This is a genomic window from Streptomyces sp. NPDC029466 (assembly GCF_055574515.1).
Map to the genome: position 1 here is coordinate 207,048 of NZ_JBVHZH010000004.1, position 14,390 is coordinate 221,437.

The 14,390-nt window shown below is 73.1% G+C and carries 13 protein-coding genes; 8 read left to right on the forward strand and 5 right to left on the reverse strand.

Translation table 11 applies throughout. The features are described from left to right. The first annotated feature begins 200 nt into the window (after nucleotides 1-200). The 6 genes from ACZ4XD_RS06180 (at nucleotide 201) to ACZ4XD_RS06205 (ending at nucleotide 5,948) form a co-directional block, all read left to right on the forward strand. Nucleotides 201-614 (forward strand): DUF3151 domain-containing protein, encoded by a 414-nt coding sequence (locus ACZ4XD_RS06180; RefSeq protein WP_468038674.1) that lies wholly within the window; start codon nucleotides 201-203, stop codon nucleotides 612-614. 221 nt (nucleotides 615-835) lie between these two features. Beyond that, complete coding sequence (locus tag ACZ4XD_RS06185; protein WP_468038676.1) at nucleotides 836-1,744, forward strand: tryptophan 2,3-dioxygenase family protein; 909 nt, start codon at nucleotides 836-838, stop codon at nucleotides 1,742-1,744. Further along, a complete protein-coding gene (gene kynU, locus ACZ4XD_RS06190) occupies nucleotides 1,737-3,071 on the forward strand; it encodes a kynureninase (protein ID WP_468038678.1) in 1,335 nt (444 codons plus the stop codon). The genes ACZ4XD_RS06185 and kynU overlap by 8 nt, the downstream gene beginning before the upstream one ends. Further along, nucleotides 3,068-3,862 (forward strand): alpha/beta hydrolase family protein, encoded by a 795-nt coding sequence (locus ACZ4XD_RS06195; protein WP_468038680.1) that lies wholly within the window; start codon nucleotides 3,068-3,070, stop codon nucleotides 3,860-3,862. The genes kynU and ACZ4XD_RS06195 overlap by 4 nt, the downstream gene beginning before the upstream one ends. Before the next feature lie 68 nt (nucleotides 3,863-3,930). Beyond that, nucleotides 3,931-5,295, forward strand: a complete 1,365-nt coding sequence (locus ACZ4XD_RS06200; RefSeq protein ID WP_468038682.1) for a sensor histidine kinase — start codon at nucleotides 3,931-3,933, stop codon at nucleotides 5,293-5,295. Further along, nucleotides 5,292-5,948 (forward strand): response regulator, encoded by a 657-nt coding sequence (locus ACZ4XD_RS06205; protein WP_042151480.1) that lies wholly within the window; start codon nucleotides 5,292-5,294, stop codon nucleotides 5,946-5,948. The genes ACZ4XD_RS06200 and ACZ4XD_RS06205 overlap by 4 nt, the downstream gene beginning before the upstream one ends. Nucleotides 5,949-6,014: 66 nt before the next feature. Here the strand turns inward: ACZ4XD_RS06205 and ACZ4XD_RS06210 are convergent, their stop codons facing one another. The 3 genes from ACZ4XD_RS06210 to ACZ4XD_RS06220 all read right to left on the reverse strand — a co-directional run bounded on the left by ACZ4XD_RS06210 (nucleotide 6,015) and on the right by ACZ4XD_RS06220 (nucleotide 9,390). Further along, nucleotides 6,015-6,476, reverse strand: a complete 462-nt coding sequence (locus ACZ4XD_RS06210) for a BP74-related protein (RefSeq protein ID WP_468038684.1) — start codon at nucleotides 6,474-6,476, stop codon at nucleotides 6,015-6,017. A 278-nt stretch (nucleotides 6,477-6,754) separates the two neighbouring features. Continuing rightward, nucleotides 6,755-8,395: an ABC transporter permease gene (locus ACZ4XD_RS06215; RefSeq protein ID WP_468038686.1), complete on the reverse strand. Its 1,641-nt coding sequence runs from the start codon at nucleotides 8,393-8,395 to the stop codon at nucleotides 6,755-6,757. Next, the gene (locus tag ACZ4XD_RS06220; RefSeq protein ID WP_468038688.1) at nucleotides 8,392-9,390 is read right to left on the reverse strand and encodes an ABC transporter ATP-binding protein; all 999 of its coding nucleotides are present in this window, start codon (nucleotides 9,388-9,390) and stop codon (nucleotides 8,392-8,394) included. The genes ACZ4XD_RS06215 and ACZ4XD_RS06220 overlap by 4 nt, the downstream gene beginning before the upstream one ends. A gap of 94 nt (nucleotides 9,391-9,484) precedes the next feature. Here ACZ4XD_RS06220 and ACZ4XD_RS06225 point away from each other — a divergent pair, with 94 nt between their 5' ends. Further along, nucleotides 9,485-10,042: a GbsR/MarR family transcriptional regulator gene (locus ACZ4XD_RS06225; RefSeq protein WP_468038690.1), complete on the forward strand. Its 558-nt coding sequence runs from the start codon at nucleotides 9,485-9,487 to the stop codon at nucleotides 10,040-10,042. A gap of 15 nt (nucleotides 10,043-10,057) precedes the next feature. On the opposite strand, the gene ACZ4XD_RS06230 is transcribed toward ACZ4XD_RS06225, so the two are convergent. Continuing rightward, complete coding sequence (locus tag ACZ4XD_RS06230; RefSeq protein ID WP_468038692.1) at nucleotides 10,058-11,035, reverse strand: diacylglycerol kinase catalytic domain-containing protein; 978 nt, start codon at nucleotides 11,033-11,035, stop codon at nucleotides 10,058-10,060. A gap of 206 nt (nucleotides 11,036-11,241) precedes the next feature. Here ACZ4XD_RS06230 and ACZ4XD_RS06235 point away from each other — a divergent pair, with 206 nt between their 5' ends. After that, nucleotides 11,242-12,528, forward strand: a complete 1,287-nt coding sequence (locus ACZ4XD_RS06235; protein ID WP_468038694.1) for an adenylosuccinate synthase — start codon at nucleotides 11,242-11,244, stop codon at nucleotides 12,526-12,528. Between the two features lie 50 nt (nucleotides 12,529-12,578). On the opposite strand, the gene ACZ4XD_RS06240 is transcribed toward ACZ4XD_RS06235, so the two are convergent. After that, a complete protein-coding gene (locus ACZ4XD_RS06240) occupies nucleotides 12,579-14,390 on the reverse strand; it encodes a serine/threonine-protein kinase (RefSeq protein ID WP_468038696.1) in 1,812 nt (603 codons plus the stop codon).

Consider the following 14,390-nt stretch of genomic DNA (forward strand, 5'->3'; position numbering starts at 1 on the left):
GGAGGGGTAAGGGGGGAGCATGGCCCTCAAAGACCAACCCCACCCCCCCCCCCCCCCCCCCCGGGACCCCCCCCACCGCACCCAACAGCCCCGCGCAGCGGACCCAGCCCGCCGCAGGCGAAACGGCGAGAAACCCCCACGGCGGGAAAGCCAAAAACGTGGACCGGCCGCCCAGCGCAGCGCACTGGCAAACTGGGACCATGCCCATTCACGAAAACCTCCTCGGGGGCCCGCCCCCGACCCATCTGCCCGACGATCCCGAGCCCCGCGAGATGCTCGCCGCGGGCACGGCACCGTCCGATGTCGCCGCGAAGTACCCGACCTCGTCCCTGGCCTGGGCGCAGCTCGCGGACGACGCGTTCGAGGGAGGCCGAGTCGTCGAGTCGTACGCCTACGCCCGCACCGGCTACCACCGCGGCCTGGACTCGCTGCGCCGGGCCGGCTGGAAGGGCCACGGCCCGGTGCCCTTCGAGCACGAGCCCAACCGGGGCTTCCTCCGGGCGCTGCACGCCCTCGCCCGTGCCGCCCAGTCGATCGGCGAGCAGGACGAGTACGAGCGCTGCACGACCTTCCTGCGGGACTCCTCGCCGACCGCGGCCGACACCCTCTCCTGACGGGCGGCCGACGGGCCCCGCGCCGGGGCCGTCCGCGCTCCCGCCGGGGAGCGCCCAGGTCAACGGGCCGGCCGTGATCGCGGCCGGCCCTTGCGCGGTCGCTGCCCAGCACCGATGATTTCAGTGGGCCGGGCCATCCCGCGCCCGAGGGGACCGGGGCTCCCGAGCCGACAAGGAAGGGGCGGACCGCTACCCGGTAGTTCGCACCTGAGGAGTCCCTCATGTCGCAGCCGTCTCCCATCGAACCCCCGGACCGCGGACCGACCGCACCCGCCGGATGTCCCGTATCGGCCGGCACCGCCGAGTCGGACCCGCCATTCGCCCCGGATCTGGGCATCGGCAGCAGCAGCACGACCCCGTACGAGGACTATGTCCAGGCGGGCGTGCTCACCCATCTACAGCACCCGCTCTCCGAAGACCCCGGCGAGATGGTCTTCCTGGTCACCACCCAGGTCATGGAGCTGTGGTTCACGGTCATCGTCCATGAGTGGCGCACCGCCGCCGAGGCGCTGCGCCGCGATGATCTGCCGGTGGCGATGGCGGCGCTGCGCCGCTCCGCGTACGAGCTGGAGGCGCTGAACGCTGCCTGGAAGCCGCTGGCCCGGCTGACCCCGGCGCAGTTCAACGCCTACCGCAGCGCGCTCGGCGAGGGCTCCGGCTTCCAGTCGGCGATGTACCGGCGGATGGAGTTCCTGCTGGGCGAGAAGTCCGCGTCCATGCTGGTGCCGCACCGGGGCGCGCCGCGGGAGCACGCCGAGCTGGCGAAGGCCCTCCAGGAGCCGAGCCTGTGGGACGAGGTGCTGCGGATGCTCGCCCGGCGCGGCTGGGCGGTCCCCGAGGCCGTGCTGGAGCGGGACCCGGCGCTGCGGTACGAACCGGATCCGGCCGTCGAGGCCGTCTGGGCCGAGATCTACGCCGGTTCGCAGGAGTCCGAGCTGGTCCGGCTCGGTGAGGTGTTGACCGATGTCGGCGAGCTGGTCCTGCGCTGGCGCAACGACCACCTGATCGCGACGTGGCGGGCGATGGGAGCGAAGATGGGTACCGGCGGTTCCGCGGGGGTGGCCTGGCTGGAGAAGCGGGCCCGCAAGAACGTCTTCCCCGAGCTGTGGACGGCGCGAAGCCATGTCTGAGATCCCCGAATTCCCCGAGACGACCGACCGCACCGAGCCCTCCGGGGGCCGGGAACAGGCCGTGCGCGCCGCGGAGTTGGACGCCGCCGATCCGCTCGCCGCGGTCCGCGAGCGCTTCGTCCTGGACCCCGCGCCCGATCACGCGTCCGGCGACGCGGACGTCTACCTGGACGGCAACTCCCTCGGGGTGCTGCCCCGCGGGGTCTTTGACCGCATAGCCGATGTCATCACCCGGGAATGGGGGCAGCTGCGCATCCGGTCCTGGAACGAGTCCGGCTGGTGGACCGCGCCCGAGCGGATCGGCGACAAGATCGCCCCGCTGATCGGGGCGGGTCCGGGCCGGGTGGTGGTCGGCGACTCGACCAGCGTCAACATCTTCAAGGCCGTGATCGGCGGCGTCCGGATGGCCGGCAAGGGCTGCACGGAGATCCTCGTCGATGCCACCACGTTCCCGACCGACGGCTATATCGCCCGCTCCGCGGCCCGGATGACCGGTCTCGCGGTGCGCCCGGTCGAGCCCGCGCGGATCGCCGACGAGGTCACCGAGCGGACCGCGCTGGCGCTGGTCAACCACGTCGACTACCGCACCGGCCGGCTCAACGACCTGCCCGGCATCACGCATGCGCTGCACTCCGCGGGCGCGCTCGCCGTCTGGGACCTGTGCCACAGCGCGGGTGCGCTGCCGGTCGGCCTTGATGCGCACCATGTCGATCTCGCCGTCGGCTGTACGTACAAGTACCTCAACGGCGGCCCGGGTGCGCCCGCGTACCTCTACATCCGCGAGAGCCTCCAGGAGCGGTTCGAATCGCCGCTGCCGGGCTGGAACTCGCATGCCGAGCCGTTCGCCATGGACCCCTCCTACGAACCGGCCGACGGCATTCTGCGCGGCCGGGTCGGCACCCCCGACATCCTCTCGCTGCTCGCCCTGGAGGCGGCGCTGGAGGTCTGGGACGGGGTGGCCATCGAGGAGGTGCGCACCAAGAGCCTCGCGCTGACCGACTTCTTCCTGGAGTGTGTGGCGGCCTATGTGCCGCCGGGCCGGGTGCGTTCCCTCACCCCTTCCGACCCTCAGTGGCGCGGCAGCCAGGTGTCGCTGGCGTGCTCTCCCAAGCTCGCCGCGGACCGGCAGGGCGGCGCCCCGCTCGCCGGTGAGGTGATGGACGAGCTGATCCGGCGCGGGGTGGTCGGCGACTTCCGCCACCCCGATGTGCTGCGCTTCGGCTTCACCCCGCTCTACACCTCCTTCGCGGACGCGGAGCGGGCGGCCCGGGTGCTCGGTGAGGTGCTGGGGGCGCTGCCGGATGTGGAGTCCGGGGCCGCCGGGTGAGGGTGGCGGACGAGGAAGCGGCGCTGCTGGGGCTCGCCCCGGTGGCGCCGGACCGGACGGTGGCCTACGGGCCGCATCCGGACCAGATCGTCGACCTCTACGAGCCGCGGGCGGGCGACGGCGGGCGGGCGGCCCGCGGCCCGCTGGTCGTCCTGCTGCACGGCGGTTTCTGGCGCGCGGCCTACGACCGCCGGCATCTCTCGCCGCTCGCCGCCGAGCTGGCCGGCCAGGGGCTGCCGGTCGCGCTGGCCGAGTACCGCAGGGTCGGCGCGGGCGGCGGGGCGCCGCAGACGTTCGAGGACGTCACGGCGGCCGTCGGGGCCGCCCACACGGCCCTGGCGAAGACCGCGGCGGGCCCCGGCGTGGTCCTGGCCGGGCACTCCGCGGGCGGCCATCTCGCGCTGCTCGCGGCCGCCCGGCCCGGCACCCCGGTGACCCGGGTCCTGGCGGTCGCACCGGTCGCCGATCTGGCCCGCGCCCATGAGCTGGGGCTGAGCGACGGCGCGGTCGCCGAGCTGCTGGGCGACGCCCCCGGCCTTGCGGAACGCCTCGCCGCGGCCGACCCGCTGTGCCATCCGCCGTCGGGCATCCCGGTGACGCTCCTGCACGGCACCGACGACCCGGAGGTCCCGGTGGAGCTCTCCCGCCGCTACGCCGCGCGGCATCCCGGCAGCACGGACCTGCACGAGCTGCCCGGCGTCGGCCACTACGCCCCCGTCACCCCCGGCAGTCCCAGCTGTCACACACTCATCCGTCGCGTGCACCGTCTGCACCGGCCACGTAGTACTTGAGGCGGACGCCGGCAGATCCCCACTGGTGAGGACGCCGCGGAGGTCCGCCGTTGCTTACCGTTGTCAGCGTGAACGAGAAGACCCAGAAGCAGGACTCCTTGCATACGGAGGCACGGATAGCCCATGGCGTGCTGCACCGGCTGCGCCAGGACCTGTTCGTCGACGCCTTCGCCTTCCGCCCGCTGCCGCCGCTGGAAGATGCCAAGATCTCCCGGTGGGTGCCGTGGCTGCCCGAGCGGCTGCGGCACTGGGCGCGCTGGCTGCCGCACGTCACCGTCGGCTTCTTCTCGGCTTTCGTCTTCCTGGCGGACCTGGCCAGCTCCGGCCCCGGAGCGCTGCACGGCATGGTGGCCGCCGGCTTCTCCCTGCTGCTCGCCGCGCCGCCGATGCTCACGCTCTTCCGCCCGGTCGGCGCCTACTGGCTGTCGTTGGCCGCGTTCGCCGTCGGGGCGTTCGCCGAGACGGACAACCTGTACGCGCCCAACATCTTCTCGAACGGCGCGTTCGCCACCCACGTCATGGTGATGGTCCTCGTGGTGCTGCGCACCCGGCCCCGGCTGGCCATGGAGATGTGGCTGGTCACCTTTGCCGTGGCGGCGGTCCTGACGGCGCTCGTCGGCGCGGACCCGGGCGATCTGCCGCCGGCGGCGGTCTTCTGCGGAGTGATTCTGATCTCCGCCGCCGCGGTCCGTGCCTGGCGCGAGGAGCGCCAACAGGTCGTCAGGACGCGGACCGTCACCGAGGAGGAGCGCACCCGGCGCACGCTGCTGGAGGAGCGGGCCCTGATCGCCCGCGAGCTGCACGACGTGGTCGCCCACCACATGTCCGTCATCGCCATCCAGGCCGAGGCGGCGCCCTACCGCGTCAAGGACACCCCGCCCGAGCTCGCCACGTCCTTCGCCACGATCCGGGAGAACGCCGTCGCCGCGCTGGCCGAACTGCGCCGCATCCTCGGCGTGGTGCGCTCCGCCGACCCGGACGCCTTCGCCGAGAGCGACCCGGAGGCCCCGCAGCCGACGCTCGCCAGCCTCGACTCGCTGCTGGACAGCGTCCGCGGCGCCGGGCTGGTCGTCGAGGCCGTGGTCACCGGTTCGCCCCGGGCGCTGCCCCAGGGCGTCGAGCTGTCCGCGTACCGGATCGTGCAGGAGGGGCTGAGCAACGCGCTGCGGCACTCACCGGGCGCCGAGGCCCGGGTGGAGGTCTCGTATGTGCTCGGCGGGCTGGGCGTACGGATCGTCAACGGTGCGCCGAGCCGGCTGGCCAAGCCGTCCCCGGGGGCGGGGCACGGCGTGCTGGGAATGCGCGAGCGGGTACAAATGCTGGGCGGCGAGATCACGGCCGACCACACCGAGGACGGCGGCTTCGAGGTCGCGGCGTTCATCCCGGTGGCGAACACAACGGGCGAGAACAAGGCTGGGGGAGCGCGGGCATGATCCGGGTATTGATCGTCGACGACCAGGTGATGGTCCGGGAGGGCTTCTCGGTCCTGCTGAACGCCATGCCGGACATCGAGGTCATCGGGGAGGCGGTCGACGGCCGGGAGGCGGTGCGCAAGGTCGCCGTCCTCAAGCCCGATGTCGTCCTGATGGACATCCGGATGCCGGAGATGAACGGCCTGGAGGCGACCCGCGAGATCGTGGCCGCCGACGAGGGCGCCAAGGTGCTCGTGCTGACCACCTTCGACCTGGACGAATACGTCTACCAGGCGCTGCGTTCCGGGGCCAGCGGCTTCCTCCTCAAGGACGCCTCGGCCGGCCAGCTCGCCGAGGGCGTCCGTATCGTCGCCTCCGGCGAGGCGCTGCTCGCCCCGACCGTCACCAAGCGACTGATCTCCGAGTTCTCCCGCCTCGGCACTCCCCGCGCCCCGGCCCAGGAGCGGATCGCCGACCTCACCGAGCGGGAGACCGAGGTCCTGGTGCTGGTGGCCCAGGGCCTGTCGAACGGGGAGATCGCCGAGCATCTGGTGGTCGCCGAGTCGACGGTGAAGACGCATGTCAGCCGCATCCTGGTGAAGCTGGGGCTGCGCGACCGCACCCAGGCCGCGGTGTTCGCGTACGAGGCGCGGCTGGTGACGCCGGGGGGCTGAGCCCCGGGCAGGACGCGCGCGGGCCGCCGGCGGGGGAGCCCCGGCCGGCGGCCCGCGTACGCCGCCTTACGGCTGGGGGATCTCTCGCACCAGCTTCGAGCTCCAGGGGCACCAGACCAGTCCGGGCAGGAACGGGCCGCCGGCCTCGTCCAGATGCTCCTCGACATAGGGCGTGGTGGCGTCACAGACCTCGATGGCGAAGTCGAAGAAGTCGATGGTCTCCGGGCGGAGATGGAAGCTCCAGCGCCAGTTGTACGGGGCGGTGCGCTTGTCGATCCGGCCGATGACATGGGGCTCGGAGCTGGTCGCACCGCTCAGCAGATCCCGGGCGTGCTGGATCTTGCGCGGGTCGGTGATCTTGATGACGAATTCCGCGCGGGTGACATCGGTCATCACGAAGTAGGCCGCCGCTTCGGCGCCGGTGCGCCCGGCGTCGCTGGTCTGCTTCCCCTGGGCCGGTCCGGCCACCGTGACGGCGAGCAGTGCCGCTGCCGCGAGAATGCCGAGCTTGGTGGTGATACGTCGCATGAACCCCTCCGGTGCCGCGGGTCGTGGTCACGACCGTGCGCACGGAAAGTAACGGGTCGGTCACCAAGTGCTCTAGGGTTACTGCGAGTTAACACACCGCCAGGTGAAATGGCGAACAGTGACTGGCGGTGGGTCGCGGCATGTGCTGCATCCACAGGCTGTGGACAGTGTGGGCCCGCTCACCACCGCACCCGGCAGTGCGCCGCCGGAGTCCGCTACAGCTCCGACGGCGCACGTCTTGTGGGGCGGCCGGCCCTCGCGCGCCCGGCCGCCGGGGATCAGCCGATGTCCCGCCGCCGCACGCCCACCAGGCCCACGGCGGCGAAGAGGACGGCCAGCGCCGGCAGCCAGAGGAACGGGGCGGCGGTGACATCCGCGCCGGGCAGCTTGGGGAGATGGCTGTACGGCGAGAGATTCATCGCCCACGCGGGGAACTTGAGCGAGGGGCCGAGCCAGCCGAGGGCCAGGCAGCCGCCGACGAGTGCCCAGACGGCGGGGGCGGCCTTCGGGAACAGGCCGAAGACGAGGACCGCCAGACCGGTGAGCGTCCAGACCGCCGGGACCTGGGCGAGCGCCGCGGCCAGCACCGGGCCCAGCCGGCCGACGGGGTCGTCGACCGAGAGGCCGTAGGTCAGGCCCAGGGCCAGTCCGCCGGAGGCCAGGATGACGACGCTGCCCCCGTACGCGAGCGCCAGATGGCTGCCGGCCCAGCGGAGCCGGCTCACCGCGCCCGCCAGCACCGGCTCCGCGCGCTCCCCGGTCTCCTCACCGCGCAGCCGGAGCACCGCACCGGCCGCGTAGAGCGCCGCGACCATGCCGAGCAGCCCGGTCATGGTGGCCAGGAATGCCTCGGCCAGGCCCTGTTGGCCGCCCATCCGCTCGACGATCTCGCGGGTCTGCTGATTGTCGCCGACCAGGTCGGCGGCGCCCTTGGCGATCCCGCCGAACAGCGCGCCGACGCCCAGGAAACCGGCCGTCCAGCCCAGCAGGGTGGTCCGCTGGAGGCGCCAGGCCAGGCCGAAGGGGCCGCTCAGGGACCGCGGTGCGACGGCCGGCCCGGGGCGGGCGGGCAGGAAGCTCATACCGAGGTCGCGGCGGGCGGTCAGGGCGTAGGCGGCGGAGGCGGTCAGGGCGGTCGCCGCGAGGAAGAGCAGGAGGACCCACCAGCGTTCGCCGGCGTACGGGCGGAGGTTCTCCGCCCAGCCGACCGGGGAGGCCCAGGTGAGCGGGGAGCCGGCCCCGGTCGTCGCGGCGTCGCCCGCGGCGCGCACCGCGAAGGCGAGGCCCAGGACCGCGCCGGTCAGCCCCTTGGCCAGCCGTGCGCTCTCGGTGAGTTGGGCGGCGACGGCGGCCAGGGCGGCGAAGAGCGTGCCGGTGCCGCCGAGGGCCAGGCCGAGCGCGAGCGAACCGGCGGCCGGCCGGCCGGACAGCGCCGAGCCGCCCGCGATCAGCGCCGCCAGCAGGGCGTTGGCGAGCAGGGCGGTCAGCAGGGCCGCGGTCAGCGGGGCCCGGCGGCCCACCATGGCGGCGGAGAGCAGTTCCTGACGTCCCGTCTCCTCCTCTTCGCGGGTGTGCCGGACCACGATCAGCAGGCTCATCACCGCGGCGAGGACGGCACCGAAGCCGGCCATCCGCCAGGCGACCAGGCCGCCGACGGAGTCGCTGAAGACCGGCCCGTACAGCGCGCGCATCGAGCCGTTGTGGTTCATCGAGGCGGCCAGTCCGGCGCGCTGGGCGGCGGAGTCGTACACCGCCTCGAAGGACGCGCCCATGCCGGCGACGGACAGGCCCAGGGCCAGTACCCAGGCCGGGATCATCATCCGGTCGCGGCGCAGCGCGAGGCGCAACAGGGCTCCGGTGCCCGCCAGATGGCGGGGGCGGACGGCGCGGGCGGGCGGGGCCGCGGTCACGGCGGTCATCGCGCGACCGCCCCGGCGGTGCGGGCGTCGTCCTGGTAGTGCCGCAGAAAGAGCTCTTCCAGGGTGGGCGGGGTGCTGGTGAGGCTGCGGACGCCGGAGCTGCCGAGCGAGCGGAGTACGGCGTCGAGCTTGTCGGTGTCGACCTGGAGGCGGACGCGGTGGCCCTGATTCCCCGGGAGCGGCCTGCTGGACAGGCCGTGCACGCCCGGGAGCGCGGCCAGCCCGTTGGGCGGGCCGGTGAGTTCGGCGGTGACCGAGGTGCGGGTCAGATGCCGCAGCTCCCCCAGAGAGCCGGATTCGACGGTCCGTCCCTTGCGGATGATGCTCACGCGGTCGCAGAGCGCCTCGACCTCGGACAGCACATGGCTGGAGAGCAGGACCGTACGGCCGCGGTCGCGCTCCTCGGCGACACAGCTCTGGAAGACCTCCTCCATCAGCGGGTCGAGCCCGGAGGTCGGCTCGTCGAGGATGAGCAGGTCGACGTCGGAGGCGAAGGCGGCGACCAGCGCGACCTTCTGACGGTTGCCCTTGGAGTACGTCCGCCCCTTCTTGGTGGGGTCGAGTTCGAACCGCTCCAGGAGCTCGGCCCGGCGCCGCACGTCCAGCCCGCCCGCCCGTCGCCCGCCACCGCCCCAACCGAGGCGCTTCGCGCCGCTGCCCTGATGCAGCCGGCCGTAGAGGTCGATGACCTCACCGCCGGACAGATTGCGCCACAGCGTCACATCGCCCGGCACATACGCGATCCGGCGGTGCAGCTCGACGGCGTCCTGCCAGGGGTCCTTGCCCAGCAGCCGGGCCGTGCCGCCGTCGGCGCGCAGCAGGCCGAGCAGTACGCGGATGGTCGTGGACTTGCCGGCGCCGTTGGGGCCGAGGAAGCCGTGCACCTCACCGGCCGACACCTGGAGATCGAGGCCGTCCAGCGCATGGGTGCGGCCGAAGGACTTGTGGAGACCGTCGACCCGGATCGCGGCGGCGGGAGTCATTGCCTTGGTCATGCTTTGGAAGCTACGCTAGATTCACAAATTTGTGAAGTTAAGAAACCGTATAAAGTTGGGGTGGGTGGCTCTGAACAGGGGAGATGATGCGGATATGAGTGAGCAGCCACAGCAGAGTGCGGACCGGACCGACGACGCCCGCCAGGATGGCGGCGAGGACACCCGCGACGACGGAGCGGTCTCGCAGTTCGTCGAGCGGTTCGCCTCCCAGCTCGTCGACGCCGGGATGCAGCGGATGTCCGCCCGGGTCTTCGCCTGTCTGCTGGCCTCCGACTCCGGTGTGCTGACCTCGGCCGAACTCGGCGAGCGCCTCCAGGTCAGCCCGGCCGCCGTCTCCGGCGCGATCCGCTACCTCTCCCAGGTCGACATGGTCAGCCGGGAACGCGAGCCCGGCTCCCGCCGCGACCGCTACCGCGTGCACAGTGATCAGTGGTACGAGGCGCTGGCCCGCCGGGACAACGCCCTCACCCGCTGGGAGGGCACCCTGCGCGAGGGCGTCGACAGCCTCGGTGAGGACTCCCCGGCCGGCCGCCGGATCGCCGAGACGCTGATCTTCTTCGAGTTCCTCCAGAAGGAGCTCGCCGGGCTGCTCCAGCGCTGGCGCGAGCACCGCGACCAGCTGCGGAGCGACCTGGAAAGCGCCGGCCGCTGAGCCGCGGGCCGGAGCTCAGCCCCGCGGCAGCTGAAGCCGCCAGGCGGCCGGCTGCACGGTCCACGTACGGGTCCTGACCGGCCCGGCGACCAGCGCGTCCGCCCGGTAGTGGAAGTCCGCGCCGGACACCGTCACCGCCCGCGCCCGGGCCCGCACCGGCCGGCCGCCGCCCGGCCAGTGCACCACGACCTCGGCCAGCTCACGGCCGTCCGCGGTCCCCGTCCGCGGTGCCTCCGCCCCGGTCCGTCCGCCGGGCACCACCGACACCCCGCGCACCGGCCGGTCCAGATCCGCCAGCAGCACCCCGTCCGCCTCGATCCGCAGCCGCTGCCCCGGCACCCGGGCCCGCCGGGCGCCCAGCCCCGCCGCCGGCGCGGCCAGCATCGCCAGCGCCGTACGGGCCGTCTTGGCGGCCGGCTTCCACCACGGCCGGGGCCCGTCCGGACCGTCCGCCGGACCGCCCCGGCCGCCCAGGGCCCCGGCCGGGTCCACCGGGGCCGGCGGCGGCGCCGGGGCCGGCACATACGCCCCGTGCCCCAGCCGGGTCGCCGCGCTGCCGCAGGGGATGCGCAGGCCGCCCAGCACGATGCCGTCGCTGTCGTCCGTGAGCAGATCCATCGGCCGCTCCCCGCCGTCCAGGACAGCCCGCGCGGCGGCCACCGTGTCCGTGGGGACGCCCAGCGCGCGGCTCAGCGCGACCGCGGCCGGCGCCCCCACCGGGACCATCGACAGCGGCACCGCTGCCAGCTCGCGTTCCTTGTGCAGCAGGCCCACCACCCGCAGCAGCGTCCGGTCGTCACCGATCACCACCGGCCGCCGGTGGCCGCGCCGGGCGAGCATCCGCCCGAATTCCTCCGGCCCCTCCGGCAGGCAGATTTTCGCGCCCGCGCCCGCACACAGGACATCCTTCGCGATCCGCACGGACTCGCCGTCCGTACTGCGGGCGACCGGGTCGATGACCACGAGCAGGGGGTACCCCCGAACGGAGTCCACGGGAGAGTGCCCAGAAGGCTGCGCCGACACCTCGGTCCTTCCTCAGGTAGCATCTCGGTGCAAGAGCCCCTTGCGCTATTGCGCCAGGGGCTTCGTCTATTCCGGGGCACCGGTCCGACGGCTTCAGTGATGACGTACGCGTGAACAGGCACGCCGACGCCATCCACGCACGTTGGACATGCCCCGCCCGGAAGGGGTGTACGCCTGTGCCCGCACTTGTGCTGCTCGGTGCTCAGTGGGGTGATGAGGGCAAGGGAAAGGCCACCGACCTGCTCGGTGGATCCGTGGACTATGTGGTGCGCTACCAGGGCGGCAACAACGCCGGCCACACGGTCGTCGTCGGCGACCAGAAGTACGCACTGCACCTTCTCCCTTCCGGAATCCTCTCGCCGGGGTGCACCCCGGTCATCGGCAACGGCGTCGTCGTGGACCCGGCGGTCCTGCTCTCCGAGCTGAGCGGACTCAACGAGCGCGGCGTCGACACGTCCAAGCTGCTGCTCAGCGGTAACGCGCATCTGATCACGCCGTACAACATCACCGTCGACAAGGTGACGGAACGGTTCCTCGGCAAGCGGAAGATCGGCACCACCGGCCGCGGTATCGGCCCGACCTACGCCGACAAGATCAACCGCGTCGGCATCCGCGTCCAGGACCTCTACGACGAGTCGATCCTGGAGCAGAAGGTCGAGGCGGCGCTCGACGTCAAGAACCAGCTGCTCACCAAGCTCTACAACCGCCGCGCCATCGAGGCCGGCCAGGTCGTCGAGGAGCTGCTGGGCTACGCCGACCAGATCAAGGGGTATGTCGCCGACACCACCCTGATCCTCAACAAGGCGCTCGACGACGACAAGGTCGTGCTCTTCGAGGGCGGCCAGGGCACGCTGCTGGACATCGACCACGGCACGTACCCCTTCGTCACGTCCTCGAACCCGACCGCGGGCGGCGCCTGCACGGGTGCGGGTGTCGGTCCCACGAAGATCAGCCGCGTCATCGGCATCCTCAAGGCCTATACGACGCGCGTCGGCGCCGGCCCGTTCCCGACCGAGCTCTTCGACGAGGACGGCGAGGCGCTGCGCCGCATCGGCGGCGAGCGCGGCGTCACCACCGGCCGGGACCGCCGCTGCGGCTGGTTCGACGCGGTCATCGCCCGCTACGCCACCCGCGTCAACGGTCTGACGGACTTCTTCCTCACCAAGCTCGACGTGCTCACCGGCTGGGAGCAGATCCCGGTCTGTGTCGCGTACGAGATCGACGGCAAGCGCGTCGAGGAGCTGCCGTACTCGCAGAGCGACTTCCACCACGCGAAGCCGGTCTACGAGATGCTGCCGGGCTGGTCCGAGGACATCACCAAGGCCAAGACCTTCTCCGACCTGCCGAAGAACGCCCAGGCGTACGTCAAGGCGCTGGAGGAGATGTCCGGCGCCCCGATCTCCGCCATCGGCGTCGGCCCCGGCCGCGACGAGACGATCGAGATCAACTCGTTCCTGTCGTAGGACACCGGCCGGGGGCCCGCAGCGGCCCCCGGCACCTCGCAGCCGCGCGGCTACTTCACCCTGGAGTAGCCGCGCGGCTGTTTGTCGTCGCCCAGGAACTCGCGGTGCAGGGTGCCGTCGCCGCCCAGGCTGAGCACGGAGGTGCTGCTCGGTGAGCAGCCGGGGGCTGCCCGGTCGACGACCGACGGGCCGACGGTCAGCTTGCCGCCCTCGGACGCGTAGAGGTCGGCGTGTGCGGTGCAGCGCCCGCCGCGGCCCGTGACGACGCTGGTGAGGACCCTGCTGCCGGCCGGGGCCGGCTGGACGGTCAGCTGCTGGCTGCCGTAGCCGTCGTCGTTCGGCCGCCGCCAGGTGCCGAGGAAGCCCTCCGGGACGGTGCCGTCGGACGGGGCGACGCGGTGCAGGGTCGCGGTGCGCCCGGCCGCGGCCCAGGTCAGGGTGCCGGCGGCGCCCTCCTCCAGGGTGTGTTCGCCCAGCGCGGCGCAGCGGCCGGCCGGCACGGACCGGACGACCGTGGTGTCCAGCCGCAGCGCCGGGTGCCCGTCCTGCCGGGTCACGGACACCAGCTTGCCGTCGCTGCGGCATTCGTAGGTCGCGCCGAGGCTGGTGCTGTTCGCGACCACCTCGCCGACCTTGCCACGGGTGATCACGAACCGCCGCTGCTGCCCGGTGGGTTCCCCGTCCCGCAGCACCGGCCCCGACCAGGTGCCGATATAGCCGGCCGGGATGTCGGACGCGCTGTCCTCGGCGCCCGCGCCCTCGCTCAGCAGCGGCACCGCGGCGGCGGCCGTGGCGGCCGCGAACACGGCGGTGGCGATGACGGGCAGCCACCGACGGCGGCGGCGCCGCTCGGTCGCGGTGGGCGGCAGGAGCACTGCCGGACCGGGCGCGGCCCTGGTGGTCACCACCGTCGGCGACTGGCCTCCGGGCGGGGTGTCGGTGTCCAGGAGGAGGACGGCGTGCTGCCCCAGGCGCGCGATCAGCTCGGCCGGCAGCCAGGGCGCGGCCGACCGGCCGCCGGGCACCGGCCCGAGGCGCTCGGCGAGCTCCCCGGGGGTGGGCCGCGCCGCCGGGTCCTTGGCCAGGCAGTCCAGGATCAGCCCGCGGATCCCGTCCGGCACCGCGGCCAGGTCGGGCTCCTCCTGCGCGATCTTGAACATCACCGCGTGCACGCCCGAAGCGGGATTGCCGAACGGCTGCCGCCCGGTGGCCGCGTACGCCAGCACCGAGCCCACACAGAACACATCGCTGGCCGGGGCGACACGCTGCCCCGTGACCTGCTCGGGCGACATGAAGCTGGGTGAGCCGAGCACCGTGCCGGCCCGCGTCTGGGTCTGCTCCCCGACCGCGTCCAGCGCCCGCGCGATCCCGAAGTCGATGACCCGCGGCCCGTCGATGGTGAGCAGGACGTTGGACGGCTTGAGGTCGCGGTGCACCAGCCCGGCGCTGTGGATGTCGCGCAGTGCGCAGGCCAGCCCGTACGCCAGCCGCCGCAGCGAATCCTCCGGGAGCGGGCCGTAGTCGCCCTGGCGGACGTACGACCCGACGACCTGGCTCAGGGTGGGGCCCGCGATATAGCCGGTGGCGACCCACGGGACCGCGGCCTCGGTGTCGGCGTCCAGCACCGGCGCGGTCCAGCGCCCGCCGACCCGCCGCGCGGCCGCGACCTCGGCGCGGAAGCGGTCCCGGAACTCCTCCTCCGCGGCGAGTTCGGCCTTCACCAGCTTCACGGCGACGGTCCTGCCGCCCTCGGAACGGGCGAGGTAGACCCGCCCCATCCCGCCACTGCCGAGTCGGCTGAGCAGCCGGTAGTCCCCGATCCATGACGGATCGTCGGCGGTCAGCCCGCGCAGGCCGTCCAT

Bases quoted from the DNA above. Each gene is read 5' to 3' on its own strand.
- ACZ4XD_RS06180 (WP_468038674.1), top strand. From the start codon at position 201: ATGCCCATTCACGAAAACCTCCTCGGGGGCCCGCCCCCGACCCATCTG.
- ACZ4XD_RS06185 (WP_468038676.1), top strand. From the start codon at position 836: ATGTCGCAGCCGTCTCCCATCGAACCCCCGGACCGCGGACCGACCGCA.
- kynU (WP_468038678.1), top strand. From the start codon at position 1,737: ATGTCTGAGATCCCCGAATTCCCCGAGACGACCGACCGCACCGAGCCC.
- ACZ4XD_RS06205 (WP_042151480.1), top strand. From the start codon at position 5,292: ATGATCCGGGTATTGATCGTCGACGACCAGGTGATGGTCCGGGAGGGC.
- ACZ4XD_RS06210 (WP_468038684.1), bottom strand. From the start codon at position 6,476: ATGCGACGTATCACCACCAAGCTCGGCATTCTCGCGGCAGCGGCACTG.
- ACZ4XD_RS06215 (WP_468038686.1), bottom strand. From the start codon at position 8,395: ATGACCGCCGTGACCGCGGCCCCGCCCGCCCGCGCCGTCCGCCCCCGC.
- ACZ4XD_RS06220 (WP_468038688.1), bottom strand. From the start codon at position 9,390: ATGACCAAGGCAATGACTCCCGCCGCCGCGATCCGGGTCGACGGTCTC.
- ACZ4XD_RS06225 (WP_468038690.1), top strand. From the start codon at position 9,485: ATGAGTGAGCAGCCACAGCAGAGTGCGGACCGGACCGACGACGCCCGC.
- ACZ4XD_RS06240 (WP_468038696.1), bottom strand. From the start codon at position 14,390: ATGGACGGCCTGCGCGGGCTGACCGCCGACGATCCGTCATGGATCGGG.